29 protein-coding genes, 1 other RNA gene and 1 riboswitch are annotated in these 25,134 nt (G+C 69.2%); of the genes, 15 read left to right on the forward strand and 15 right to left on the reverse strand.

Annotated features, from left to right (window positions below; all coding sequences use genetic code 11):
- The first annotated feature begins 34 nt into the window (after positions 1 to 34).
- Entirely contained in the window at positions 35 to 421 is a 387-nt protein-coding gene (gene panD / locus ACP26O_RS12495) for an aspartate 1-decarboxylase (RefSeq protein WP_006754524.1), read from the forward strand.
- A 203-nt stretch (positions 422 to 624) separates the two neighbouring features.
- On the opposite strand, the gene ACP26O_RS12500 is transcribed toward panD, so the two are convergent.
- The 4 genes from ACP26O_RS12500 to ACP26O_RS12515 all read right to left on the reverse strand — a co-directional run bounded on the left by ACP26O_RS12500 (position 625) and on the right by ACP26O_RS12515 (position 3,713).
- The gene (locus tag ACP26O_RS12500; RefSeq protein ID WP_175660260.1) at positions 625 to 1,284 is read right to left on the reverse strand and encodes a ParA family protein; all 660 of its coding nucleotides are present in this window, start codon (positions 1,282 to 1,284) and stop codon (positions 625 to 627) included.
- A 125-nt stretch (positions 1,285 to 1,409) separates the two neighbouring features.
- Entirely contained in the window at positions 1,410 to 1,823 is a 414-nt protein-coding gene (locus ACP26O_RS12505) for a DoxX family protein (protein WP_175665049.1), read from the reverse strand.
- Positions 1,824 to 1,987: 164 nt separating this feature from the next.
- Positions 1,988 to 2,128: a hypothetical protein gene (locus tag ACP26O_RS12510; RefSeq protein WP_006754521.1), complete on the reverse strand. Its 141-nt coding sequence runs from the start codon at positions 2,126 to 2,128 to the stop codon at positions 1,988 to 1,990.
- Between the two features lie 82 nt (positions 2,129 to 2,210).
- Complete coding sequence (locus tag ACP26O_RS12515) at positions 2,211 to 3,713, reverse strand: cobyric acid synthase (protein ID WP_166726281.1); 1,503 nt, start codon at positions 3,711 to 3,713, stop codon at positions 2,211 to 2,213.
- Positions 3,714 to 3,788: 75 nt separating this feature from the next.
- Between ACP26O_RS12515 and cobU the strand changes: the two genes are divergently transcribed.
- Genes cobU through ACP26O_RS12535 form a run of 4 tightly spaced genes read left to right on the forward strand, consistent with a single transcriptional unit; the run spans position 3,789 to position 7,222 of the window.
- On the forward strand, positions 3,789 to 4,349 hold the full coding sequence (gene cobU / locus ACP26O_RS12520; protein ID WP_126228327.1) for a bifunctional adenosylcobinamide kinase/adenosylcobinamide-phosphate guanylyltransferase: 561 nt from the start codon (positions 3,789 to 3,791) through the stop codon (positions 4,347 to 4,349).
- A complete protein-coding gene (cbiB, locus tag ACP26O_RS12525; protein WP_175660262.1) occupies positions 4,343 to 5,287 on the forward strand; it encodes an adenosylcobinamide-phosphate synthase CbiB in 945 nt (314 codons plus the stop codon). Before cobU ends, cbiB begins: the two co-directional genes overlap by 7 nt.
- A complete protein-coding gene (gene cobD, locus ACP26O_RS12530; protein ID WP_175665050.1) occupies positions 5,280 to 6,299 on the forward strand; it encodes a threonine-phosphate decarboxylase CobD in 1,020 nt (339 codons plus the stop codon). The genes cbiB and cobD overlap by 8 nt, the downstream gene beginning before the upstream one ends.
- On the forward strand, positions 6,296 to 7,222 hold the full coding sequence (locus ACP26O_RS12535) for a cobalamin-binding protein (RefSeq protein WP_175665051.1): 927 nt from the start codon (positions 6,296 to 6,298) through the stop codon (positions 7,220 to 7,222). The genes cobD and ACP26O_RS12535 overlap by 4 nt, the downstream gene beginning before the upstream one ends.
- Before the next feature lie 55 nt (positions 7,223 to 7,277).
- Here the strand turns inward: ACP26O_RS12535 and cobC are convergent, their stop codons facing one another.
- The 6 genes from cobC to ACP26O_RS12565 form a co-directional block, all read right to left on the reverse strand.
- Positions 7,278 to 7,862 (reverse strand): alpha-ribazole phosphatase, encoded by a 585-nt coding sequence (gene cobC, locus ACP26O_RS12540; protein WP_175665052.1) that lies wholly within the window; start codon positions 7,860 to 7,862, stop codon positions 7,278 to 7,280.
- Complete coding sequence (locus ACP26O_RS12545) at positions 7,847 to 8,626, reverse strand: adenosylcobinamide-GDP ribazoletransferase (RefSeq protein ID WP_175665053.1); 780 nt, start codon at positions 8,624 to 8,626, stop codon at positions 7,847 to 7,849. Before ACP26O_RS12545 ends, cobC begins: the two co-directional genes overlap by 16 nt.
- Positions 8,616 to 9,671, reverse strand: coding sequence for a nicotinate-nucleotide--dimethylbenzimidazole phosphoribosyltransferase (cobT, locus tag ACP26O_RS12550; protein WP_175665092.1), 1,056 nt, complete (start codon positions 9,669 to 9,671; stop codon positions 8,616 to 8,618). The genes ACP26O_RS12545 and cobT overlap by 11 nt, the downstream gene beginning before the upstream one ends.
- A gap of 53 nt (positions 9,672 to 9,724) precedes the next feature.
- On the reverse strand, positions 9,725 to 10,537 hold the full coding sequence (locus ACP26O_RS12555; protein ID WP_175665054.1) for an ABC transporter ATP-binding protein: 813 nt from the start codon (positions 10,535 to 10,537) through the stop codon (positions 9,725 to 9,727).
- Positions 10,534 to 11,532: a FecCD family ABC transporter permease gene (locus ACP26O_RS12560; RefSeq protein WP_175665055.1), complete on the reverse strand. Its 999-nt coding sequence runs from the start codon at positions 11,530 to 11,532 to the stop codon at positions 10,534 to 10,536. Before ACP26O_RS12560 ends, ACP26O_RS12555 begins: the two co-directional genes overlap by 4 nt.
- A gap of 219 nt (positions 11,533 to 11,751) precedes the next feature.
- Positions 11,752 to 12,357, reverse strand: a complete 606-nt coding sequence (locus ACP26O_RS12565) for a hypothetical protein (protein WP_175665056.1) — start codon at positions 12,355 to 12,357, stop codon at positions 11,752 to 11,754.
- 7 nt (positions 12,358 to 12,364) lie between these two features.
- A riboswitch (cobalamin riboswitch) is annotated at positions 12,365 to 12,617 on the reverse strand.
- A gap of 165 nt (positions 12,618 to 12,782) precedes the next feature.
- On the opposite strand from ACP26O_RS12565, the gene ACP26O_RS12570 reads away from it, so the two are divergent.
- The 5 genes from ACP26O_RS12570 (at position 12,783) to ACP26O_RS12590 (ending at position 15,227) form a co-directional block, all read left to right on the forward strand.
- The gene (locus tag ACP26O_RS12570; protein WP_006750007.1) at positions 12,783 to 13,133 is read left to right on the forward strand and encodes a hypothetical protein; all 351 of its coding nucleotides are present in this window, start codon (positions 12,783 to 12,785) and stop codon (positions 13,131 to 13,133) included.
- On the forward strand, positions 13,130 to 13,444 hold the full coding sequence (locus ACP26O_RS12575; protein WP_006478091.1) for a cell division protein ZapA: 315 nt from the start codon (positions 13,130 to 13,132) through the stop codon (positions 13,442 to 13,444). The genes ACP26O_RS12570 and ACP26O_RS12575 overlap by 4 nt, the downstream gene beginning before the upstream one ends.
- 80 nt (positions 13,445 to 13,524) lie before the next feature.
- A non-coding RNA gene (gene ssrS, locus ACP26O_RS12580) (6S RNA) lies at positions 13,525 to 13,706 on the forward strand.
- Between the two features lie 108 nt (positions 13,707 to 13,814).
- Complete coding sequence (locus ACP26O_RS12585; RefSeq protein ID WP_175665057.1) at positions 13,815 to 14,276, forward strand: EVE domain-containing protein; 462 nt, start codon at positions 13,815 to 13,817, stop codon at positions 14,274 to 14,276.
- Positions 14,277 to 14,486: 210 nt separating this feature from the next.
- On the forward strand, positions 14,487 to 15,227 hold the full coding sequence (locus tag ACP26O_RS12590; RefSeq protein WP_175665058.1) for an SIMPL domain-containing protein: 741 nt from the start codon (positions 14,487 to 14,489) through the stop codon (positions 15,225 to 15,227).
- Positions 15,228 to 15,354: 127 nt separating this feature from the next.
- Here the strand turns inward: ACP26O_RS12590 and lgt are convergent, their stop codons facing one another.
- The gene (gene lgt, locus ACP26O_RS12595; protein ID WP_105833078.1) at positions 15,355 to 16,245 is read right to left on the reverse strand and encodes a prolipoprotein diacylglyceryl transferase; all 891 of its coding nucleotides are present in this window, start codon (positions 16,243 to 16,245) and stop codon (positions 15,355 to 15,357) included.
- 89 nt (positions 16,246 to 16,334) lie between these two features.
- Positions 16,335 to 17,252, reverse strand: a complete 918-nt coding sequence (locus ACP26O_RS12600; RefSeq protein ID WP_011657674.1) for a LysR substrate-binding domain-containing protein — start codon at positions 17,250 to 17,252, stop codon at positions 16,335 to 16,337.
- Positions 17,253 to 17,387: 135 nt separating this feature from the next.
- Between ACP26O_RS12600 and ilvD the strand changes: the two genes are divergently transcribed.
- Complete coding sequence (gene ilvD / locus ACP26O_RS12605) at positions 17,388 to 19,061, forward strand: dihydroxy-acid dehydratase (RefSeq protein WP_175665059.1); 1,674 nt, start codon at positions 17,388 to 17,390, stop codon at positions 19,059 to 19,061.
- A gap of 124 nt (positions 19,062 to 19,185) precedes the next feature.
- Positions 19,186 to 19,515 carry a c-type cytochrome gene (locus ACP26O_RS12610; protein WP_175660270.1) on the forward strand — a complete coding sequence of 110 codons (330 nt, stop codon included), beginning with the start codon at positions 19,186 to 19,188 and terminating at the stop codon, positions 19,513 to 19,515.
- A gap of 110 nt (positions 19,516 to 19,625) precedes the next feature.
- Here ACP26O_RS12610 and ACP26O_RS12615 read toward each other — a convergent pair whose 3' ends face one another.
- From ACP26O_RS12615 to ACP26O_RS12625, 3 genes are read right to left on the reverse strand one after another with little or no spacing between them, the layout of a single operon-like run.
- The gene (locus tag ACP26O_RS12615; protein ID WP_175665060.1) at positions 19,626 to 20,315 is read right to left on the reverse strand and encodes a DUF2486 family protein; all 690 of its coding nucleotides are present in this window, start codon (positions 20,313 to 20,315) and stop codon (positions 19,626 to 19,628) included.
- Positions 20,316 to 20,340: 25 nt separating this feature from the next.
- Positions 20,341 to 20,757, reverse strand: a complete 417-nt coding sequence (locus ACP26O_RS12620; protein WP_011657678.1) for a DNA polymerase III subunit chi — start codon at positions 20,755 to 20,757, stop codon at positions 20,341 to 20,343.
- Positions 20,758 to 20,791: 34 nt separating this feature from the next.
- Positions 20,792 to 22,303, reverse strand: a complete 1,512-nt coding sequence (locus ACP26O_RS12625) for a leucyl aminopeptidase (RefSeq protein ID WP_105833082.1) — start codon at positions 22,301 to 22,303, stop codon at positions 20,792 to 20,794.
- Between the two features lie 122 nt (positions 22,304 to 22,425).
- On the opposite strand from ACP26O_RS12625, the gene lptF reads away from it, so the two are divergent.
- Genes lptF through ACP26O_RS12640 form a run of 3 tightly spaced genes read left to right on the forward strand, consistent with a single transcriptional unit; the run spans position 22,426 to position 25,078 of the window.
- A complete protein-coding gene (gene lptF / locus ACP26O_RS12630; RefSeq protein WP_012364484.1) occupies positions 22,426 to 23,517 on the forward strand; it encodes an LPS export ABC transporter permease LptF in 1,092 nt (363 codons plus the stop codon).
- 3 nt (positions 23,518 to 23,520) lie between these two features.
- A complete protein-coding gene (gene lptG / locus ACP26O_RS12635) occupies positions 23,521 to 24,669 on the forward strand; it encodes an LPS export ABC transporter permease LptG (RefSeq protein WP_011657681.1) in 1,149 nt (382 codons plus the stop codon).
- A gap of 25 nt (positions 24,670 to 24,694) precedes the next feature.
- Entirely contained in the window at positions 24,695 to 25,078 is a 384-nt protein-coding gene (locus tag ACP26O_RS12640) for a sirohydrochlorin chelatase (RefSeq protein WP_126228340.1), read from the forward strand.
- Positions 25,079 to 25,134 lie beyond the last annotated feature (56 nt).

Below are 25,134 nucleotides of genomic sequence, written 5' to 3' on the forward strand. Positions count from 1 at the left end.
CCCGCCCTCGCCTCTCACGCATCACGGAGATACCATGCAGCGCCACATGCTCAAATCGAAGATCCACCGCGCGGCCGTCACGCACTGCGAGCTGCATTACGAAGGCTCGTGCGCGATCGACGAGGACCTGCTCGAAGCGGCGAACCTCGTCGAAAACGAACGGATCGACATCTGGAACATCAACAACGGCGAGCGCTTCTCGACGTATGCGATCAAGGGCGAGCGCGGCAGCGGGATGATCTCGCTGAACGGCTCGGCCGCGCGCCGCGCGCAACTGGGCGACCTCGTGATCATCGCGGCGTTCGCGATGGTCGACGAAGCCGAGCTGCAGGCCGGCTGGAAACCGAAGCTGGTGTTCATCGACGAAGGCAACAAGATCAAGGGCCACCGCGATCACGTGCCGACGCAGAACTGGACCTGAGGCAGGCGGAGGCCGGTGTGTCGCGGCACGCTGGCTTGTTGTATCGCGGCGCCCCGCGTGCCGTTGCTGCCGGTGTCGTGCAGCCGTAGACGTACGAAGGGCCTGATCCGGCGCGATGCCAGAGCAGGCCCTTATTCATTCGACCGGGTTTGCCGCTTCGCCGCCGCCGGGTTGGCCGGGTTGGCCGGGTTCGCCCAGCCCGGTCAGGACGCCTTGCCGACCTTCTCCGCTTTCGGCGCGCGGCGCTCGGCCCATTCGACGATCGGCCGCCACTGCTCGAGATCCTTCTCGACGCGGCTCTTCGCAACGTCCCACAGCGTCAGGCCGTGCGCGGCGATCTGCACGTAGTTCTGCGTGTCGCGCACGTAGCCGAGCACCGGCAGCCCGAGCCCTTCGACGAAACGATGCAGCTGGTCGGACGAGCGCGTGCGCGCGTCGACCCGCATCCCGACGATCCCGACCTCGACGCTGCCCTTGCGCACGGCCTTCTCGCCGGCGAGGCGCTCCAGAAACTGCTGGGTCGCGAGGATATCGAACATCGACGGCTGCAGCGGCACGATGATCTTGTCGGCGAGCTGCAGCGCGACGCTGAGCCGGTTGCCGTGCAGGCCGGCCGGCGTGTCGATCACCGCATATTCGAGGCCGCGCGGCGGCTTCGACGGCGCGTCCGGATCGAGCGCCCACGCCTCGATCGCCGGCAGGCCGGCCGGCCGCAGGTCGAGCCACGCATGCGCGGACTGCTGCCGATCGAGATCGGCGAGCGCGACCCATGCGCCCTGCGCCGCGAAATAGCCGGCAAGATTGGTGGACAGCGTGCTCTTCCCCACGCCGCCCTTCGGATTCGCCACCACGATGACCGTCATGAATTCCCCCAAAAAGCCGCGCGGCGCCTGCCGCCTCGCAGGCGCCGCTCGATTGCGGATACAGGGAGCGATGATATCGGCAAACGGGGGGTCACCGGAACGGGTCGCGCCGATGCCCGCCCCGTTTATGCGGCGCGCGGCGCGGTGCGCGGTGCGCCGAGCGCGAATGCGCCGCCGCCCAGCAGCGCCTGCACGGCCAGCGTGACGGCCCAGAACGCCGGGTATTCCCAGCCGCCGTTGGGCGACCCGAAGCTCCAGCCGTTCGGCAGATGCGCGGACACCGCGCCGAGCATGAACGGCAGCAGCACGAGCGCGACGACGCGCACGCGGAAGCCCGCCAGCAGCGCAAGGCCGCCGGCCAGTTCGACGAAGGTCGTCACGTACGCGAGCCAGCCCGGCAGGCCGATCGACGCGAAGAACTGCGCGGTGCCGGGCAGCGTGAAGACGAACACCTTCTGCGCGACGTGCGCGAGATACAGCACGCCGAGTGCGACACGCAGCAGCGTCGCGCCGAGATCGTTCAGGCGATTGGGGTTCATGGCGAATTCCTTCGTAAGTGGCTGAGAATGGCTTGCACTCTATTCGAATCGATTCGGCCGATAAACACGCGCCAACGCTTTAATTGATTCCCAACGAGAACGAATCAGGCCAAAAAAAAGGGCATGACCGATCATGCCCTGACGTCCTGTCTCCGATACGCCTGTCAGCCGCCGCTCTTGCCTTGTGCGGCGTCGCCAGAGCCGGCCGGACCGCCGCGCGGCGTGTACGAGTCGCACGCATGCGCCAGCGCCGACGCGCCCAGCAGCGCCGCGAGCAGCACGCTCAACCACCATCGAGCCTTCATCGTCGCGCTCCTTCGGGCAGACCTCCGCCCACCTGAGTTGTACGCGATCCTGCGCAAAATGCCAGGCCGGCCGCGCCGTGCGTCAGCGGAATTCGGCGTACAGCGCGCGCAGGTCGAGATGCTCGGCGAACGAATCGGCCAGCCGCTCCAGCGACGCTTCGCGCAGCGCCGGATAGTCGATGCGTTCCGCGCCGTCGAGCCCGGCCCACGCGAGCAGCGCCGCGCACGCGTCGGGCGCGTCGAACAGCCCGTGCACGTAGGTCGCGAGGATCTGCCCGTCGGCCGACACCGCGCCGTCCGTGCGCACGCCGCCCGGTGCGTCGCCCGCCGCCAGCGCCAGCGCGGGCGCCGCGAGCGCCGGCCCGCGCGTGTCGCCCATGTGGATCTCGTAGCCGTGCACGGCGGCCGCGCCGGGCAGCGCGAGATGCCCGGTCACGTTCTTCAGCGTCTTGTCCGGCTGCAGCGTCGTGTCGAAGTCGAGCAGCCCGAGCCCCGGCACGCTGCCCGGCGCGCCCTCGAGGCCCAGCGGATCGTCGAGCGTGCGGCCGAGCATCTGCATCCCGCCGCAGATGCCGATCACCTTGCCGCCATAGCGCAGGTGCCGGCGGATCACCGCGTCCCAGCCCGCGTCGCGCAGCCACGCGAGATCGCGCTGCACGCTCTTCGAGCCGGGCAGGATAAGCAGGTCGGCGTCCGGCACCGGGCCGCTCTTCCAGTACGTGAACTCGACCTGCGGATGCGCGCGCAGCGGATCGAAATCGGTGTGGTTGCTGATCCGCGGCAGCGCGGGCACCACTACGCGCAGCACGCCGGCGTCGCCGCGCGCGGCGGCGCTGCGCGCCTGCGACGGCAGCATGTCCTCGGCGTCAAGCAGCAGCCCGTGCAGGTACGGCAGCACGCCGAACACCGGCTTGCCCGTCTGCGCGCGCAGCCAGTCGAGGCCCGGTTCGAGCAGCTTGATGTCGCCGCGAAAGCGGTTGATGACGAAACCGCGCACGCGCGCACGCTCGCTGTCCGACAGGCACGCGAGCGTGCCGACCAGGTGCGCGAATACGCCGCCGCGATCGATGTCGGCCACGAGCACGACCGGGCAGTCCACGCGTTCGGCGAAGCCCATGTTCGCGATGTCGCCTTCGCGCAGGTTGATCTCGGCCGGGCTGCCCGCCCCTTCGACGAGCACCGTGTCGTAGCCGGCGCGCAGCCGCGCGTACGATTCGAGCACCGCGTCGAACGCGACCGGCTTGTAGTCGTGGTACGCACGCGCATCGAGGTTCATGCGTGCCTTGCCGTGAATGATCACCTGCGCGCCGCGATCGCTCGTCGGCTTCAGCAGCACGGGGTTGAAATCGGTATGGGGCGCGACGCCCGCGGCGAGCGCCTGCAGCGCCTGCGCGCGGCCGATCTCGCCACCGTCGGCCGTCACCGCGCTGTTCAGCGCCATGTTCTGCGGCTTGAACGGCGCGACGCGCGCGCCCGCGCGGCGCGCGAGGCGGCACAGGCCCGCGACGAGCGTGCTCTTGCCCGCATCGGACGTCGTGCCCTGGATCATCAACGTGCCGCGCGGCGGCGCTTCGGGTGCGTTCATCGTGTGCAAGGTCGTGGCGAAGCAAAGGCCGCATTATCGCCCGCGCCGCCGCGCGTGCGCCGTTACAATCACGCGATGATTCCGCACGACCTCACCTTCGTCCTCGGCGGCGCGCGCTCGGGCAAGAGCGCGCACGCCGAGCGGCTCGCCGCCGACAGCGGCCGCTCCGTCACCTATATCGCGACCGCAACCGCGAGCGCCGCCGATGCCGAGTTCGAGCAACGCATCGCGCATCACCGCGCGCGCCGGCCGGCCAACTGGGGCTTCGCCGACGCGCCCGTCGACCTCGCCGGCACGCTCGCGCGGCTCGACGATCCGCGCGCGTGCCTGCTCGTCGACTGCCTGACGCTGTGGCTCACGAACCTGCTGTGCCCGCTCGACGGCGAGCCGCTCGACGACGCGCAGTACGCGGCGCAGGTCGAGCGGCTCGAACACGCGTTGCGCAACGCGCGCGCGAAGGTGATCGTCGTCAGCAATGAAATCGGGCTCGGCGTCGTGCCGCTCGGGTCGGTCACGCGCCGCTACGTCGACGAGCTCGGGCGCCTGAACCAGCGCATCGCCGCGCTCGCGACCCGCGTGACGCTGCTGGTGGCCGGGCTGCCGCTCGAGCTCAAGGCCGGAGCGCCGTCATGCTGATGCTGTCGCTGCCCGTCGTCGCGATGCTCGCGGTCGCGGCCGCGATCGTCGATCGCATCGTCGGCGAACCGGCCGGCTGGCATCCGCTCGTCGCGTTCGGCCGGCTCGCCGGCCGCATCGAAGGCGCGCTGAACACGGGGCGGCGCGGCCGCGTGGTCGGCGTCGCCGCATGGGTCGCGGCGGTGGTGCCGCCGGTGGCCGTGGCCGCGTGGCTCGTGGCCGTGCTGCCCTGGCCGCTCGCGGCCGCGCTGCACGTCGCGCTGCTGTGGTTCGCGCTCGGCGCGAAGAGCCTCGCCGACCACGTCGCACCGATCGCCGCCGCGCTGCTGCGGCACGATCTCGACGCCGCACGCGCGCTGACCGCGCGCATCGTGTCACGCGACACCAGCGAAGCCGACGAAGGCGCGCTGTCGCGCGCGGCCGTCGAATCGGCGCTCGAGAACGGCAACGACGCGATCTTCGGCGCGCTCTTCTGGTTCGTGGTCGCGGGCGGCCCCGGCGCGCTGCTGTTTCGGCTCGCGAACACGCTCGACGCGATGTGGGGGTACCGCACGCCGCGCTTCCTGACCTTCGGCTGGGCCGCCGCGCGCCTCGACGACGCCCTCAACTGGATTCCCGCACGCCTCACCGCCGCGAGCTACGCGCTGCTCGGCGACACGGCCGCCGCGTGGCGCTGCTGGCGCACGCAGGCACGCCACTGGGACAGCCCGAACGCGGGCCCCGTGATGGCCGCAGGCGCCGGCAGCCTGAACGTGCAGCTCGGCGGACCGGCCGTCTATCACGGCGAAATCGAAGACCGTCCCGCGCTCGGCACCGGCGCGAGCGCGACGGCCGTGCACGTCGTCGCCGCGCTGTCGCTCGTCACACGCACGCTCGCGCTGTGGCTCGCGCTGCTCGTCGCGAGCGGCGCACTCATCCTCGCTACCCATCATGTCTGACGCACGCATCCCGCACGGCGGCAACCTGCACGAAGCCGCGCGCCGCCACGGCATTCCGCACGACGACTGGCTCGACCTGTCGACCGGCATCAATCCGGTCGGCTATCCGGTGCCGCCGGTCCCGGCCGACGCCTGGCGCCGCCTGCCCGACGACGGCGATGCGCTCGCCGTGTGCGCGGCCGGCTACTATCACGCGCCCGATGCCGCGCACGTGCTGCCGGTCGCCGGCAGCCAGGCCGCGATCCGCGCGTTGCCCGCGCTGTTGCCCACCGGCGACGCCGGCGTCGCGGCACTCGCGTATGGCGAATATGCGCCGGCCTTCGCGCGCCACGGCCATCGCGTCGTGCCGCTCGACGTCGACGCGAACATGTTGCCTGCAACGGTGCGTCACGTCATCGTCGGGAATCCGAATAATCCAACCGCCGAATGCGTGCCGGCCGAACGGCTGCTCGACTGGCATGCGCAGCTGTCGGCACGCGGCGGCACGCTGATCGTCGACGAGGCCTTCGCGGATACGGGCGCCACGCCCTCGCTCGCGCAGTACACCGATCGTCAGGGTCTCGTCGTGCTGCGCTCGGTCGGCAAGTTCTTCGGGCTCGCCGGCATTCGCGCGGGCTTCGTGCTCGCGCATCCCGACCTGATTGCCGCGCTGCGCGACGTGCTCGGCGCATGGACCGTCAGCGGCCCTGCGCGTCATGCAGTGACCGCCGCGTTCGCCGATCGCGCCTGGCAGGCGGCCGCGCGCGAACGCCTCGCGACCGACGGCGAACGACTCGCCACGCTGTTGCGCACGCACGGCTTCGCGGTGCACGCGACACCGCTCTTCAGTTGGACCGACGACCCGCGCGCTAGCGCGCTGCATGCGGCGCTCGCCGCGCGCGGAATCTGGACGCGGTACTTCGCGCAACCGTCGAGCGTGCGCGTCGGCCTGCCGGGCTGCGAAGCCGAATGGCGGCGGGTCGCCGGTGCGCTCGCGGAGTGCGTCCCGATGCTGCAACAGGTATCCGCATGAACGCTCGCTTGTCGCGCCTGTTGCGCCGACTGCCGCCGCTCGCGATGCTGGTCGCGCTTGCGCACGCGCCGGTCGCGAACGCCGACGTCACGGCCCGCGACGATGCCGGCAATACCGTCACGCTGCCCGCCCCGGCGCAGCGCGTGATCAGTCTCGCGCCGCATGCGACCGAACTGGTCTACGCGGCCGGCGGCGGCGCGAAGCTGGTCGGCACAGTCACGTACAGCGACTATCCGCCCGCCGCGCAGGCCGTGCCGCGCGTCGGCGACAACAAGGCGCTCGACCTCGAGCGGATCGCCGCGCTGAAGCCGGATCTGATCGTCGTCTGGCGGCACGGCAATGCGGAACGGCAGACCGATGCGCTGCGGGCGCTGCACATCCCGTTGTTCTTCAGTGAACCGAAACATCTCGACGACGTGGCGACGTCCCTGCGCCAGCTCGGTACGCTGTTCGGCACGGCGCCAGTCGCCGACGCGGCTGCGGCATCGTTCTCGCGCGACATCGCGGCGCTGCGCGCACGCTACGCGGCGCGCGCCCCCGTCACGATGTTCTTCCAGGTATGGGACCGGCCGCTGACGACGCTCAACGGCGCGCACCTGTTCAACGAAGTCATTGCGCTGTGCGGCGGACGCAACGTGTTCGCGGCGCTGAAGCCGCTCGCGCCGAGCGTCACCGACGAGGCCGTGCTGGCGGCCAATCCGGAAGCGATCGTGACGACGAGCGCCGGCGCGACGCGCTCCGACGCGCCGCTGCCGAGCCTCGCGCGCTGGCGTGCATGGCCCGCGCTGACGGCCGTGGCGCGCAACAACCTGTTCGCGATCGACGGCGATCTGCTGACCCGGCCGTCACCGCGAATCGCGCAAGGCGCGGCCGCGCTGTGCGAGGATCTCGACGCGGCGCGGGCGCGGCGGCCGGCGCGCTGATTCGGGCTTAGAAGCGCTAGCGCGCTTGCGCGCTCCAGGCGAGCGTGCGCTTCACCTACGCGTCCCAGTGGACGACTTCCCACGTGCGTGCGGCATCATCCCTACGCAACCACACGACGCCGGCCGTCGGCACCGGTCGCGACAGCAGCGTATCGAGCGGCACGCGCAACGCGTGCGCGGCAAGCACGCGAATCACGCCTGCATGCGTGAGTACCCATTGCGGCGCGTCGGTCTGCGCGACCGCGTCCGCGAGTCGTGCGACACGCGCGGCGAACCGCGCAACGCTTTCGCCGCCATGCGCGCACGCATGCATGAGGTCGGCCGCCCACGCATCGAGCGCGGCGCGGTCGATATCGTCCCAACGCTGCAGCTCCCACGCGCCGAAGTCCATTTCCTGCCAGCCCGCGTCGCGCCGCAGCGGCACGCCCAACGCCTGCGCGAGCCGTTCGGCGACCGACGCGCAGCGTATCAGCGGGCTCGTCCAGAGCTGCTCGGGCAACGGCGCCCCGAGCGCCGCCAGACGCTCGCGCACGGCCCGCGCGCCCGCGTCGGCCGACGCGGCGAGCGGCACGTCGCTGCATCCGTAGCACACGCCCGGCTCGACCTCGACAGCCGGATGGCGAATCAGGACGAGATCCATCCGAGCACCATCAGATAGATCGCGAGTTCACTCAGTTGCTGCGCGAAGCCGAGACAGTCGCCGGTATAACCGCCGATCCGCTTCACGAAATAGCGAGCCGCCCATGCCCGCACGAGCACGAGCGCGACGAAGGCCGCGACACCCGCGCGCCAGTCCGGCCACAACAGCCACGGCAGCCCGAATGCGGCCGCGACCCAGGCCGCGCGCGCGCCCATGCGCTGCGCGACCGGCTTCGCCTTGCCCTCCGGCCGAACGTAGTCGAGCGACATCAGCAGGCTCACGGCCGCCGCCCGGCTCGCCGCATGCGCGGCGACCATCGTCCACGCGGCGCGCAGCGGCGGCATGGCCGCGAGCGCCTGCCATTTCAGGCCGAGCGTGATCACGAGCGCGGCCGCGCCGAACGTGCCGATGCGCGAGTCGTGCATGATCCGCAGCACGTCTTCGCGCGTATAGCCGCCGCCGAACGCATCGCAGCTGTCGGCCAGGCCATCCTCATGGAACGCGCCGGTCGCGAGCAGTGTCGCGGCCATCGACAGGCCGACCGCGATCGACGCGGGCAGCACGCGCAGCGCCGCGAGATAGACGAGCGCGCCCCACGCGCCGACGCATGCGCCGACCAGCGGGAAGTAACGCGCGGCCTGGTCGAGATCGCCGGCCGCATAGCCGATCGCGCGCGGCACCGGCACGCGCGTGAAATAGCCGAGCGCGACGAAGAAGTAGCGCAGTTCGGCGCGTACGCCGCCGCGCGCGCGCTCAGGCGTCACGATTGTCGACGCCGGCGGATTCGAAGCTCGCCATCTCGGTGAGGAACGCGGCCGCCGCGCGCACCAGCGGCAGCGCGAGCGCGGCGCCCGTGCCTTCGCCGAGCCGCAGGTCGAGCGCGAGCAGCGGCTTCGCGCCGAAATGCTCGAGCATGCGCCGGTGGCCGGCCTCGTGCGACGCATGCGAGAACACGCAGTAATCGCGCACGCCGGGCGCGATGCGCTCGGCGACGAGCAGCGCGGCCGTCGCGATGAAGCCGTCGACGAGGATCGTCATCCGCTCGCTCGCGGCCGCGAGATACGCGCCCGTCATCATCGCGATCTCGAAGCCGCCGAACGTCGCGAGCGCGTCGAGCGGCGCGATCGCGTGCGAATGCCGGACGAGCGCGCGGCCGAGCACCGCGCGCTTGTGCGCGAGCCCCTGGTCGTCGAGGCCCGTGCCGCGCCCCACGCACGCGTCGATCGGCACGTCGAGCAGGCGGCTCATCAGGCACGCGGCCGACGACGTGTTCGCGATCCCCATTTCACCGAAGCCGATCACGTTCGTGCCGAGCGACGCGTGCAGGCGCACGCGCGCGGCACCGGCCGCAAGCGCCGTCGCCGCCTCGTCGCGCGTCATCGCGGGTTCGGCCGCGAAGTTGCGCGTGCCGCGCGCAACCGGCAGCGACACGAGCCGGTCGGATACCGGCAGCGGCGACGCGACGCCCGCATCGACGATTTCGAGCACGCACTGCGCGGCACCCGAGAACGCATTGATCGCCGCGCCGCCGGCCAGGAAGTTCGCCACCATCTGCGCGGTGACCGCCTGCGGATACGGGCTCACGCCCTCGGCCGCGATCCCGTGGTCGCCGGCGAACACGATCGTCACGGGACGCTGCACGTGCGGCCGCTCGGTGCGCTGGATCAGGCCGATCTGCAACGCGATCGCCTCGAGCTGGCCGAGGCTGCCCGGCGGCTTGGTCTTGTGATCGATCACATGCTGCAAGCGCTTGCGCAGCGCGTCGTCGAGCGGCGCAATCGCGGGCGGGAAGTCGGTCGGATTCGTCATCGGAAGGTTTGCCTCGTTGGCGCGGCCGGTGCCGCGCATCGAAAGAAGGGAGTTCATCGCCGCTCGGGCCACGCGGGCATCAGCGCGTCGCGGCCGTTCTCGCGAATCAGCACGAGCGGGTAGCCGAACGCGTCGCTCGCGCGCGCCGGCGTCAGCACGTCGTGCACGGGGCCCGCCCACGCATGGCCGCGGCCGTCGAGCAACAGCGCGTGCGTCGCGAAACGCCGCGCGAGATTCAGGTCGTGACACGAGAACAGCACCGTGCGCGGGCCCGCGTCGAGCCATGTGCACAGCGCGGTGAGGCCATCGATCTGGTGATGCAGATCGAGATGGGCGAGCGGCTCGTCGAGCAGCATCAGCGGCGCGTCCTGGCACAGCGTCGCGGCCAGCGCGACGCGCTGGCGCTCGCCGCCCGACAGCGACAGCACGTCACGCGACGCCAGCGCGCTCAGCCCGAACGTCGCGAGCGCATCGCGCGCCGCCGCGCGGTCGCCGTCGCGCTCCCAGCCCCAGCCGCCGAGATACGGAAAGCGGTTGAGCAGCACCGTGTCGAATACCGTCGCGCTGAACGCGTCGTGCAGTTGCTGCGGCATCAGCGCGCGGCGCCGCGCGAGCTGTTCGGGCGGCCACGCGGCGAGCGGCACGCGGTCGATCTCGACGTGGCCGCCGGTCGGCTGCCGCAGGCCCGCGAGCGTCGCGAGCAGCGTCGTCTTGCCGGCGCCGTTCGGCCCCGCGACGCACCAGATCTCGCCGGGCCGGAACGCCTGCGTGAAGCCATCGAGCAGCGTGCGTTCGCCGGCCTTCAGCGTCAGGTCGACCGCCGCGCAGGTCATGTCGCCGGCGGCGTGCGGTACGGCGTGCGTCATCGCATCGGTCTCCTCAGCAACATCCACAGGAACACCGGCACGCCGATCAACGCGGTCATCACGCCGACCGGCAATTGCGCCGGTGCGATCGCGGTGCGCGCGAGCAGGTCGGCCGCCATCACGCCGCCGCCGCCCGCGAGCATCGCGGCGGGCAGCAGCATGCGCTGGTCGTTGCCGAATGCGAGCCGCAGCGCGTGCGGCACGACGAGGCCGACGAAACCGATCGTGCCGGCTGTCGTCACCGCGGCCGCGGCGGCCAGCGACGCGACGAGGTAGATCCGCATGCGCAGCCGCGCGACCGGCACGCCGAGCGCGAGCGCGGTCGCGTCGCCGCGCAGCAGCACGTTGAGTTGCGGCGCGGCCGGCAGCGCGACGCATGCGGCCAGCAGCAGCGCGCCCCATGCGAACCAGGGCGCCGTCACGCCGTTCAGATCGCCCGTCAGCCAGAAGATGATGCCGCGCAGCCGCGCATCGGGCGCGAGCGACAGCAGCAGCGTGACGAGCGCGCCCCACCCGGCCGCGATGACGACACCCGTGAGCAGCAGCCGCGGCGACGCATCGCGCGAATCACCGCGCCCCAGCTCGCGGCGAGCCAGCCCGAGCACGAGCGCGACCGACACGAGCGCGCCGGCGAACGCGGACGCATCGACGAGCCACCACGCGGCGCCCGCGATCATCGCGACGAGCGCGAAGCCGGCCGCGCCGCCGGATACGCCGAGCACGTACGGCTCTGCGAGCGGATTGCGCAGCAGCACCTGCAGCAGCGCACCGGCCAGCGCGAGCAGCGCGCCGCAGGCGAAGCCCCCGAGCGCACGCGGCAGCCGCAGCGTGCGCACGATGTCGGCGAACAGCGCGTCGCCGCCGTGCGGCACGAGCGACGCGAGCGCCTGCCACGGCGACATCGGCACGCTGCCGATCGACAGCGACGCGACGAACAGCAGCGCGACCACGACCGCGAGCGCGGCCCAGATCGACGCGGCACGCGCGGCGCTCATGCGGGCCACGACATCGTGCACGACGCACGATGTCGTCGCTTGTCGCCGTTGCCGGCCGTGCGCGGCGCGGGCGTCGCGCCGCGGCGTGTTGTAGGCATACGCAAGCTCGTCATCCTTGTTGAGCAGGTTGTTGATGCGTGCACGGACGACCGGTGATCCCGAACAGCAGCGCGACCACGGCCACGAGCGCGGCCCAGATCGACGCGGCACGCGCGGCGCTCATACGGTGCACGAGGCGTCGTCATCGCGCGCGGCAAGATTGACGACACCCTCGTCGGGGCGCCGCGTGGCGCCCGAGTCATTGTGCGCACGGCTCAGGCACCACGCGCCGCCGAACGCGCAATTCACCGCCATCGACGCACGATACCGCGTGCCGCGATCGGCCCCCCGAATCCGCGTTTCGCCGCGCGCGTCGCGCGACGTGGCGGCAGGTCGCGCGTCGGTCGAGCCGACGCGACACCATCGCGCACACGGCCGCGATCCGTCGAACCGCACATTCGCGCGGCCGACGTTCTGCGCAATATAGTGGAAGCCGCCCCATCGGGTCGACCGGCGTGGCGCTCGCGTCACCGTCGAGCACGATCGGCTCGGCAACGGCGACTTCCGGCGGCAATGGCGCGTCAGCACGCCGCGCGACGGATCGCGGCGCCGCTTGACGTGCGACGTCGCCGCTCCGGACGGATCGGCGTATGCCGCAGCCCGCGTGACGGCGGCAAGCGGCACACCGCGGCGCGCACCGGGCAGGGGGCGAACGATTGGGGTCAGCATCGAAGACAAGTCCCGTGAAGCACTGCGCACCCCGCTTCCCCGCAGGCCGCGCGTCATGAAGCCGTGCAGGCTCCTCGCCTCGGCCGGTATCCGGGCTGGCGGCGTACCGGCTCGCCTTCCCGCGCGTTTCACGCGCAGTGGCCCGCGCCCGCGTGCGACCTGCACGCGAAACGCGCCCGAGCCGGCCTGCGTCATGCGACGCGGCCGCTTACCGTTGCGGGGGCAGCGCAGGTTGGCGGTCTCCGTGCGGAGCACGCGCCCTGCTTCCCGTTTAACCGCGCGACGCACGCGCGAGCACCGAGGCGGCGCCAGTTTAGGAGCGGGCCGCACGAGCGTCAAGAAAGCGCCCGGACGCATGCCGGGAGCGCGTCGGACGCGCATATTCGCGGCAAGAAGCGGGGGTGTTACGACTGGAAACGTTACAGATGTCGGAATGCGCGTTATTCCGCGCTAAAATGCTGGGTCTTTAGAGGACGCAGCAGATGCTCAACGAACTCGAAACTTTATCTCAAAATATTGGCCGTCTGATCTCGCTGAACAAGCGCTATCACTCGGAACGGCTCGCGCTCGAGGAGCAGGTCGCGCAAATGCGCGCGGAAGCGGACACCGTCCGCGCGGAACTCGCGCAGCTGCGCGACGAACGCAATGCACTCGCGGCGGAGCGCGACACGCTGTCGGCAAAGATCGACGACGCCCAGGTCAAACTGAACGCGATTCTCGAAAAGCTGCCGCGCACGAAGAGCGCCGAGCAAGCCGACAACCAGCTCGATCTGCTGGATGCACAGGCGCGGCCGGATAGCGACGACGCGGCCAGCCACGGAGAACATGCATGAGCACCAAGCAGATCGAAGTCTCGATTCTCGGTCAGCCCTATCGGCTCGCCTGCTCGGCCGAGACCGAAGCGGCGCTGCTCGAGGCCGTCGCGCGCGTCGATGCCGAAATGTCGAAAATCCGCTCGAACAGCTCGGTGCGCGGCACCGATCGCATCGCGGTGATGGCGGCCCTGTCGCTCGCATCCGAATTGCTGCGACTGCAAACGAGCGTGCGGCACGGTGAAGCATTTCCGGCGGAAGAAATCCGTCGTACAATGCACCAGATGAACGAACAGCTCGGCGCGGTGCTCGCACAGCACGAGACGCAGTAACGTTTGATCGATGCGTCGATTCCCCTTGATCTCGGCGATCAACGGTGGTCAAATTGGCGCAACGAAACACAGTTCAGTCAGCTTCCCTGCCTGGTTCGCCAAGGTCATATATTCCTTGAACCAATGCCATGTGCACGGTTGCGGAAATTTGTAGCACGGGCGCGCGCGTCACTCTGTCTGATGTACCCGAAGTGCTGCTAACTGCGACCAATTCTGAACCTCAGGTTCAGGATGCCGGCCTAGCGGCCAAGGTGGGGACCTATTCAACGGCATCGGGGCTTCCCGATGCCGTTTCCTTTTCAAGGTCTGTCTGCAAGCCGAACGCGTATGCAGCCAGGCCGTCACGCCCTTTCTGCATCGATCACGATCCATGCAATACTGGCTGATGAAGTCCGAACCGGACGAAGCAAGCATCGACGATCTCGCCCACGCGCCGCAGCACTCGCTGCCGTGGACCGGCGTGCGCAATTATCAGGCGCGCAATTTCATGCGCGACACGATGAAGATCGGCGACGGTGTGCTGTTCTATCACTCGAGCTGCCCCGAGCCGGGCATCGCGGGCCTCGCCGAAGTGTCGTCGACGGCCTACCCCGATCCCACCCAGTTCGATCCGAAAAGCCCGTATTACGATCCGAAGTCGACGCAGGAAGCACCGCGCTGGCTGCTCGTCGACGTGCGCTTCGTGAAAAAGTCGCCGCTCGTGCCGCTCGCCGCGCTGCGCGAACACGACGAACTCGCCGACATGCGCGTGCTCGCACGCGGCAACCGGCTGTCGATCACGCCCGTCACGCGCGCCGAATGGCGCTTCATCACCGAAAAGCTGATGAAGTAGGCGCACGCAGTAGGCGCGCGCAGCAGGCGCGCGCAAGCCAAACGTCAAATCCCGTCAACACGCGCCACCGCCACGGAACTCGCGGCGCGTTCGCGCGGCCTAAGCAACCGCTGTCGCCCGATCTGGTCGACGGCCGTATTTTCGTCGCGCGGCACGCCCGCGTCGCGCACGCGTGATCCGCGTGCGCGCCCTCGCACAAGGAGTCCAACAATGACCAAGAAAACCGCACTCGCGCTGTCGCTCGCCCTCGCCGCCGCCGTGCCCGTCGCGCTGACGCTCGCGTCGCCGGCCGCGCATGCGCAGGCCGCGAACCCGCACTTCCCCGAGCCGGCGGGCGTGCTGTCGCTGTCGTCGCAGGCCAGCGCCGACGTGCCGCAGGACATCATCCACATCACGCTGTCCTACGAACAGCAGGCGAAGGACCCGGGCAGCCTCACGTCCGCGCTGAACCAGCGCGCCGATGCCGCGCTCGCGCAGGCGAAGGGCGTGTCGGGCGTCACCGCGCACACCGGTGCGTTCTCCGTGTATCCGAGCACCGATCGCGACGGCAAGATCTCCGCATGGCGCGGCCGTACCGAAGTCGTGCTCGAATCGCGCGATTTTGCGGCGGCGTCGAAGCTCGCGGGCCAGCTGTCCAACCAGATGCAGATCGCGAACGTCGAGTTCTCGCTGTCGCCCGAAGCGCAGCGCGCGGCCGAACAGAAGCTCACGACCGAAGCGATCAAGTCGTTCCGCGCGCGCGCGGACGAAGCCGCGAAGGCGTTCGGCTACGGCAGCTACTCGATCCGCGACGTGAACGTCGGCGGCGGGCGCAACGTGCAGCCGTATCCGCGCATGATGGCGATGGCCGCGGCGCCGATGGACAACGCGAAGATGAGCGCACCGATCGCGGTCGAAGGCGGCAAGGCGACCGTGTCGGTCACCGTCAACGGCTCGGTGCAGATGAAGTAACGCACATCGCGCCGCACTCGGCAGATGCAAAAACGCCGGCCCGAGGGCCGGCGTTTTTTCGTTTGCGCTTGTGCGATCGATGCGCATGCCGATCGTCTGCATCGGCATGCACATCATGCAACCCCCATCACGCAGCCGCATTCACCGGACGTCGGCGGTAGCCCCACACCAGCAGCGCGATGCCCGCGAGGATCATCGGCAGCGACAGCCACTGCCCCATCGACAGGCCGAGCGCGAGCAGGCCGAGGAAGTCGTCCGGTTCGCGCGCGAATTCGACCGTGAAGCGCGCGAGCCCGTAGCCGATCAGGAACAGCGCGGACACCGCACCCAACGGCCGCGGCTTGCGCGCGAAGAAGAACAGCACGAAGAACAGCGCAATACCTTCGAGCGCGATTTCATAGAGCTGCGAAGGATGGCGCGGCAGCATCTGGTACTGCATGAACACGTCGGCGAGATGCCACTTCTCGACGAGCGCCGGATGCTTCGACAGCCACGCCGCGTCGTCGCGCATCGCGCCCGGGAACAGCATCGCCCACGGCGCATTCGGATCGGTCACGCGGCCCCACAGCTCGCCGTTGATGAAGTTGCCGAGCCGCCCGGCCGCGAGCCCCGCCGGCACCATCGGCGCGACGAAATCGGTGACCTGAAGCCAGTGGCGCTTGCGCTGCCACGCGAACAGCACCATCGCGAGCGTCACGCCGAGGAAGCCGCCGTGGAACGACATCCCGCCCTCCCACACCTTGAACACGTCGAGCGGATGCGAGAAGTAGAAGTCGGCCTTGTAGAACAGCACGTAGCCGAGCCGGCCGCCGAGCACGGTGCCGAGCACGCCGTAGAACATCATGTCGTCGATGTCCTTCGCGGTCCAGCCCTGCGCCGCGACATGTGGCAGCTTCAGGCGGATCCGGCCGACGACGATCGCCGCGATGAAGCCGACGAGATACATGAGGCCGTACCAGCGCACGGCCAGCGGCCCGAGATGGATCGCTACGGGGTCGAAATTCGGGTGAATGATCATGGATTAGCGATGAAGTTTTCGAATGCGGTACGGCGCTCGCACCGGCGCCGCTCCGCGCATTGGACGATGCCGGCGCGCCATCGTTCGCATCACGTGGCGAGACCGTGCGCGCGCACGACGTCGATGAAGCCGGCAAGCACGGGACTGACATCGCCCGTGCGCCACACGAGGCCCGTCTCGACGACCGGCGCATCGCCGGCGAGCGGCCGGTAGACCACGCCGGTGCGCCGCAGGTTACGCAGCGATTGCGGCACCAGTGCGACGCCCATGCCGGCCGACACGAGGCTGACGATCGTCTGCATCTGGATCGCCTCCTGGCCGATGTGCGGGGTTTCCCCCGCCGCGCCGTAGCAGCCCGTAATGATGTCATAAAAGCCGGGCGCCAAACGACGCGGGAAGATCACGAGCGGCAGCGCGGCCAGATCGGCCAGATGCACGGGCTCGTCCTCGGGCCCATCGGGCGCCGCGGCCGCCGGCATCGCGACCACCAGCGGCTCGCGCACGACCGGCAGGTACGACAGCCCGGCCGCGTGGCGCGGCGGCACCGGCGGAATCACGAGCCCCGCGTCGATGCGTCCCGCGACGAGTTCGTCGATCTGCACGTCGCTCGTCGCCTCCGCGAGCTGGAGACGCACCTGCGGATAGCGCGCGCCGAACGCGCGCAGCAGCGACGGCAGCAGCCCGTAATCGGCGGTCGACACGAACGCGAGCGACAGCGAGCCGGCTTCGCCGCGCGCGAGGCGCCGCGCGAGCGGCGGCAGCGCGTCGGCCGACGCGAGCAGCCGGCGCACGTCGGGCAGCAGCGCCGCGCCGACCGCCGTCAGCGCGACCGAGCGCTTGGTACGCACGAACAGCGCGACGCCGAGCGCCTCCTCGAGCGCCCGGATCGCCTGCGACAGCGGCGGCTGCGTCATCGACAGGCGCTCGGCCGCGCGGCCGAAGTGGCGCTCGTCGGCAACGGTCACGAAATAGCGCCACTGGCGCAGGTCGGGCGTGGGCTCAGCCATGCTTCACTCATTCGCAAAACGACTTAATAAGCGACAAATAATATATTGGACATCCCAAACCGGACACTCCATTCTTGATCGATCCGAACCGGCGCGCCGTTCGCGAGCGTCGCCCACACAACGATGGAGTCCCCCATGCCGTACAACCGCCGCTCGAAGCACATCACACAAGGCGTGGCCCGTTCGCCGAACCGCTCGATGTATTACGCCCTCGGCTACCAGAAGGACGATTTCGACAAGCCGATGATCGGCATCGCGAACGGCCACTCGACGATCACGCCGTGCAACTCGGGCCTGCAGCGGCTGTCGGACGCGGCCGTCGCGGCGATCAAGGCGGCCGACGCGAACCCGCAGATCTTCGGCACACCGACGATCTCGGACGGCATGTCGATGGGCACCGAGGGGATGAAGTACTCGCTGGTGTCGCGCGAAGTGATCGCCGACTGCATCGAGACCTGCGTACAGGGCCAGTGGATGGACGGCGTGGTGGTGGTCGGCGGCTGCGACAAGAACATGCCGGGCGGGATGATCGCGCTCGCGCGCCTGAACGTGCCGGGTATCTACGTGTACGGCGGCACGATCCGCCCCGGCCACTGGAAGGGCCGCGACCTGACGATCGTGTCGTCGTTCGAGGCGGTCGGCGAATTCACCGCGGGCCGGATGTCGCAGGAGGATTTCGAAGGGGTCGAGAAGAACGCGTGCCCGACCTCGGGTTCGTGCGGCGGGATGTACACGGCGAACACGATGAGCTCGTCGTTCGAGGCGCTCGGCATGTCGCTGATGTACTCGTCGACGATGGCGAACCCCGACCAGGAGAAGGTCGATTCGGCCGCCGAATCGGCGCGTGTGCTGGTCGAGGCCGTGAAGCACGACCTGAAGCCGCGCGACATCATCACGAAGGCATCGATCGAGAACGCGGTGTCGCTGATCATGGCCACCGGTGGCTCGACCAACGCGGTGCTGCACTATCTCGCGATCGCGCACGCGGCCGAGATCGACTGGACGATCGACGACTTCGAGCGCATCCGCAAGCGCGTGCCGGTGCTCTGCGACCTGAAGCCGTCGGGTCAGTACGTCGCGACCGATCTTCACCAGGCGGGCGGCATCCCGCAGGTGCTGCGCATCCTGCTCGATGCGGGGCTGCTGCACGGCGACTGCATGACGATCACCGGCCGCACGATCGCCGAGGAATTGAAGGACGTGCCGGGCGTGCCGCGCGCGGACCAGAAGGTGATCTTCCCGATCGATCGCGCGCTGTACAAGGAAGGGCATCTCGCGATCCTGAAGGGCAACCTCGCGGAACACGGCGCGGTCGCGAAGATCACCGGCCTGAAGAACCCGGTGATCACGGGCCCGGCGCGCGTGTTCGACGACGAGCAAAGCGCGATGGACGCGATCCTCGCCGACCGGATCCGCGCGGGCGACGTGCTGGTGCTGCGCTATCTCGGCCCGCAGGGCGGCCCCGGCATGCCGGAAATGCTTGCGCCTACATCGGCGATCATCGGCAAGGGGCTCGGCGAATCGGTCGGCTTCATCACGGACGGCCGCTTCTCGGGCGGCACCTGGGGGATGGTGGTCGGCCACGTCGCGCCCGAGGCGTTCGTCGGCGGCACGATCGCACTCGTGCAGGAAGGCGATTCGATCACGATCGATGCGCACCGTCTGGTGCTGCAGCTGAACGTCGACGACGCGGAGCTCGCGCGCCGCCGCGCCGCGTGGAAGCAGCCGGCGCCGCGCTACACGCGCGGCGTGCTGGCCAAGTATGCGGCCCTCGCCCGCCCGGCGAATCAGGGCGCCGTCACTGGCTGATGCGGCGCGCGGGCATGCGACCCCACTTCAAGCGGCCGCCCGGGAAACGCGCAAAACGCGTTTCCCCTTTGCTTTTATAATGCGCGGACCGTGAAGCCGGCCGTCCCCGCCGGCGGAGAACCGCATGAAACAGACGATATTGCGCGCGCTGCTCGCGGCGCTGCTGACCGCCAGCACCGCGGCCGCGCACGCCGACCTGGCCGGCGACGGGCTCGCGCTCGCGCAGCGCAAGAACTGCGTGGCCTGCCATGCGATCAACAAGCCGCTGATGGGCCCGCCGTTCCACGACATCGCCGGCAAGTACGCGGCGCGCGCCGACGCGGTCGATTACCTCGCGCAATCGATCGTAAAGGGCAGTATCGGGGTATGGGGCAGCGTGCCGATGCCCGCCAATACGCAGCTGACGAGCGCCGAAGCGCACACGCTCGCGCAGTGGGTGATGTCGCTGCGTTGAGCCGGATGGCCGGGCACCGCCCGGCTCTCATCGACATGACCGGCTCGGCGACCGCCATCGACAAGGAACGGAACCGCACTCGCGTTCCCGTGCACGAAACGATCGTGCACTCAGCCTGAACGACCGGTCCGGCGGCGGGCGACCTCTTCGTCGACCGCGTCGCGGACCCACTCCATCACTTCCGTTTCGAGCGCCAGCGCCACCTCGCGCGTGATCTGGCCAACCAGCCACGCCGTATGGTCGTGCAGCGCGTCGCGGCACCGAGCCTCGATGGCCTCGCGCCCTTCCCCGGTCAGATAATTCGTCAGCCGATTGCGCAGACGCTCGGCGATATGCTGCGCGTCCTCCGGCGTCAATGCTGCGGCCGGATGCGTGTCCGGCTGCGCCGCGCCGGCGAGATGATCGGTAGCCAGCCCGTCGGCAGTCGGCGCGACCCCGTGCGGCAGCCTCGCTTCGTCGGCCTCCCCGGGCGCCGTGGCAAAGCCGGGCTGCTGCGCCTCGTCGGCGGCCAGCGCGGAGCGCAGCGGCGCCTGCATCCCGGCCGCTTCCTCCGCAACCACGTGCCCGGCGGCACCGGGCTGCGCCGGTGCGTCGCTGTCGCCCGGCAGTTCGACGGTCGGGACATGCGGCGTCGGCACGGGCTCAACCACAACGGTTTCGGGGTCGGTTCCGGCGTGTTCCGGCACGGCGGCATCGTCGCGCGGCGGCACATCGGCCACGGCAGAACGCGCCGGCACCGGCTTGCCCGGCACCAGCACGTCGGTCAGTGTCGGGATCGAAGAGGATTCGGCTTGTGTCACGGGAAGGCTCCGTCGACGGTTGCGGCTAACTGCCCTGCTTGTAGTTGTTCAGCGCGTAGCCTCGATCGCGGTAGAAGCGATAGCGGTCGCGGCCCGCGGCCAGCTCGTCCGGCGCGTTGCCGACCACCTCGAGCAGGCGCTCGAAGCGGGCGAACTGCGCGGGCACGGCCGCGCCGAGGTTCAGCAGCACATGGTAATGCGGCGCCTGGTCGAGATCGGCGGCCAGCACGATCGGCGTGCCGGCCGCGTGCGCGCTGTCGACGCCGCAATGCGGGATGAAATCGAGCGGCGAGAACGTCCAGAGCCGCTCGTCGAGCGCGCGCAGGCGCGCGGGTTCCGCGACCACGACGACCGGCTGCCCGGCCTGATAGGCCTTGCGCAGCAGCCGGCATGCATACGCGAGCGAATCGCCGACGTTCGAATGGAAATCGATTCGCGTCATTGCCCGCGCACCCGCATCGTCGTGAGACCTGCCATCACTGGCCGGCGCGGTCGATCAGGAACTGCGCGAGCAGCGGCACCGGACGGCCGGTCGCGCCCTTCGCCGCGCCGCCCTTCCAGGCGGTGCCGGCGATGTCCAGGTGCGCCCACGGATAGCTGTCGGTGAAGCGCGACAGGAAGCACGCCGCCGTCACCGCACCGGCCGGACGCCCGCCGATGTTCGCGATGTCCGCGAAATTCGACTTCAGCTGATCCTGGTATTCGTCGTCGAGCGGCATGCGCCACGCCGGATCGTTCGCTTCGCGCGATGCGTCGAGCAGTTCGCCCGCCAGCGCGTCGTCCTTCGAGAACAGGCCGCTGTTGTGGGCGCCGAGCGCGATCACGCACGCGCCCGTCAGCGTCGCCACGTCGATCACCGCGGCCGGCTTGAAGCGCTCCGCATAGGTCAGCGCGTCGCACAGGATCAGGCGGCCCTCGGCGTCGGTGTTCAGCACCTCGATCGTCAGCCCCTTCATGCTGGTGACGATGTCGCCCGGCTTCGTCGCGTTGCCGCCCGGCATGTTCTCGCAGGTCGGCACGATCGCGACGACGTTGATCTTCAGGCCCATTTCGGCGACCGCACGCATCGTGCCGAGCACCGAACCGGCGCCGCACATGTCGTACTTCATCTCGTCCATGGCCTCGCCCGGCTTCAGCGAGATGCCGCCCGTGTCGAACGTGATGCCCTTGCCGACCAGCACGACCGGCGCGGCCTTCGCGGCGGCGCCCTGGTAGTGCAGCACGATGAACTGCGGCGGCTCGACCGACGCGCGCGCGACCGACAGGAACGAGCCCATGTTGAGCGCCTGGATCTGCTTCAGGCCGAGGACCTCGGCCTTCAGACCCCAATCCTTCGCGATCTTCTTCGCGGTGTTGCCGAGATAGGTCGGCGTGCACACGTTGCCCGGCAGGTTGCCCAGGTCGCGCGTGAGATCCATCCCGTTCGCCAGCGCGACGGCCTGCTTGACCGCCAGCTTCGCCGCCTTTTCATCGACCGGATCGACGCTGAACACGACACGCTTGAGCGTGTGCGACGCCGGTTCCGGCTTGCTCTTCATCTGCGTGAAGCGGTAGGTCTCGTTGCGCAGCGCGAGAATCGCCGCGCGCACGCCCCAGTCGGAGCTGCGCTCGTCGACCGGCAGCTGCGCGAGCGTGAACGTGACCTGGACGATCTTGGTCGACAGCAGCGCGCGCCATGCGGCCGTCACCGCGTCGGTGTAGGCTTTCTGATTGAAAGCATCCTGCTTGCCGAGGCCGACGAGCAGCACGCGCGACGCACCGATGCCCGATACTTCATGCAGGAACAGCGTCTTGCCGCGCTTGCCGTCCATGTCGCCGGCCTTCACCACGCGCGAGATCAGCCCCTTGGTGGCCGTGTCGATGTCGAGCGCCGCGCCCGAAAGGGTTTGCGCCTCGAAGATGCCCAGCACGATGCAATCGGACTTCCCCGTCAGGAACCCCTTGGCCTCGCCTTTGCTCCAATCACAGCCTTTTATGCTAAAGTCCATCGCGCTTGTCCTCGGATAAAATCTGGGCTAAGGATGAAAGCCGCAATTATCCGCTATTTTTCCCGTGGCGGCGCGAGCGCTCCACCACGCGTGCGCAGCCTCCCGCCCTCTTCTCATCAAGAATGATCTTCGAACGCTCCCTCCAGCGCGAGCTTGCGTATACGGCTGGCGCCGTGTTCATGGTGCTGCTCACGATCATGCTCACGACGATGATGATCCGCATCGTCGGCTATGCCGCGTCCGGCGAAATCGATCCGCGAGACGTGCTCGTGCTGATCGGCCTGACCGTGATCGGCTATCTCGCCGTGATGCTCGTCGTCACGCTGTTCGTGTCGATCCTGTTCGTGCTGACCCGGTGGTACCGGGACTCCGAAATGGTCGTCTGGCTCGCGTCCGGCGTCAGCCTCACGCGCCTGATCAAGCCGATCGGCGTGTTCGCCACGCCGCTCATCCTGCTGATCGCGTTCTTCGCGTTCGTCGGCTGGCCGTGGTCGAACCAGCAGAGCAAGATGATCAAGGCGCGCTTCCAGCAGCGCGACGAGATCTCGCTGCTCGCGCCCGGCCAGTTCCGCGAATCGGCGTCGAACCATCGCGTGTTCTTCATCGAGAAGATGTCGCCTGACCAGAGCAAGGTGCAGAACGTGTTCGTCACGTCGACCGAGAACGGCAAGGTCAATATCGTCGTATCGCACACGGGTCACACGGAAACGAAGGACGGCGATCGTTTCGTCGTGCTGGAGGACGGCCGCCGCTACGACGGCACGCCCGGCCAGCCGAACTTCAAGATCATGGAGTTCCAGCGCTACGGCGTGAAGATCACGAGCACCCCGGTCACCAACGTGCCGACCACCAACAGCACGCCCACGCCGGACCTGCTGCGCAACCCGACGCGCGACAACCTCGCGGAATTCGCGTGGCGCGCGGGCTTGCCGCTGATCGCGATCAACCTGATGGTGCTCGGCATCCCGCTGTCGTACCAGAACCCGCGCCGCAGCCGCACGATCAACCTCGTGATGGCCGTGCTGATCTACCTCACGTACTCGAACCTGCTGAACGTCGTGCAGGCGCAGATCGAGCAGGGCAAGATGTCGTTCGGCGTCGGCCTGGTCGGCCTGCATGTGATTGTCGCGGCGATCGTCGCTCTTATTTTCTGGTTGCGCGTGCGCAATCGTCCGCTGTTGACACGCGCGCTGTTCGGCCGCTCGGGAGCATGATCGATGCGGCTCTATGAAAAATACTTCGCGCGGCAGATCTACGTCACGTTCATCTTCATCCTGTTCGCGTTCTCGGGCCTGTTCTTCTTCTTCGACCTGATCAGCGAACTGAACTCGGTCGGGCACGGCAACTACAAGTTCGGCTACGCGGTGCTGCGCGTCGCGCTGCAAACCCCGTCGCGCTTCTACGAGATCATCCCGGTCGCCGCGTTGATCAGCGCGATCTACGTGTTCGCGCAAATGGCCGCGAACTCGGAATTCACGATCTTCCGCGTGTCGGGCCTTGCGACCAACCAGGCGCTGCGCTCGCTGCTGAAGATCGGCATTCCGCTCGTGATCATCACCTACCTGATCGGCGAATTCGTCGGCCCGTACGCCGACCAGTTGTCCGAACGCGTGCGGTTGCAGGCGCTCGGCGCGTCGGTGTCGTCGAACTTCCAGTCGGGCGTGTGGGTGAAGGACACGCTCGCGGCCCGCGAGAACGGCGAGCAGGTCACGCGCTTCGTCAACGTCGGCAACCTGTCGCCCGATTCGACGATCAGCAACGTGCGCATCTACGAGTTCGACTCGAAATTCCAGCTGCAGAACGTGCGGATCGCGCAGACGGGCCGCTACGAGCCGCCCGGCCACTGGCTGCTCACCGGCGTGACGGAAACCGAACTGACGCCGATCAAGCCGATCAGCGGCGCACCGGCCGACGCGCTGAACCCCGTGTACCGGTCGCAGCAGGTCACGCTGCCGGAATACCGGCTGCGCTCGGATCTGACCCCGCAGATCCTGTCGGTGCTGCTCGTGTCGCCGGAGCGGATGTCGCTCATCAACCTGTTCCGCTACATCCAGCACTTGCGCGAGAATCAGCAGGACACGCAGCGCTACGACATCGCGCTGTGGCGCAAGCTGCTCTACCCGTTCGCGGTGTTCGTGATGCTCGTGCTGTCGCTGCCGTTCGCGTACCTGCATACGCGCGCCGGCGTGGTCGGCGTGAAGGTGTTCGGCGGCATCATGCTCGGCATGAGCTTCCAGCTGCTCAACACGCTGTTCTCGCACATCGGCACGCTGAACACGTGGCCCGCGCCGCTGACCGCGGCGACGCCGGGCCTCATCTATCTCGCGCTCGGCCTGTTCGCGCTCAAGTGGGTGGACCGGCACTGAGCGCCGTCACGACGGAGGCTTCGACATGAGTTCGCACGGCATCGTCCTGTTCGGCCACGGCGCACGCGATCCGCGCTGGGCCGAGCCGTTCGAGCGGCTGGCCGCGCGGCTGCGCGGCAGCGGCGCACCCGCGCCGCAGGTGTCGCTCGCGTTCCTCGAACTGATGACGCCTTCGCTCGACACGGCCGTCGCCGCGCAGGTCGCGGCCGGCTGCACGCGCATCACCGTGGTGCCCGTGTTCTTCGGCCAGGGCGGCCATGTCCGTCGCGACCTGCCGCAGCTCGTCGATGCGTGCCGGGCCGCCCATCCGAATGTCGAGATCCGTTGCGCGACGGCGGTCGGCGAAGACGACGGCGTGCTCGATGCCATCGCACGCTACTGCATCGACCAGCTCGGCCGCAACGCGTAGCCCCTAGTCGGATCCACGGCACCAATGAAAAAGCGCCGGCTTCCGCCAGCGCTCAT

The sequence above is a fragment of the Burkholderia sp. R-40 genome (assembly GCF_049942845.1).
Lineage (GTDB): Bacteria > Pseudomonadota > Gammaproteobacteria > Burkholderiales > Burkholderiaceae > Burkholderia > Burkholderia ambifaria.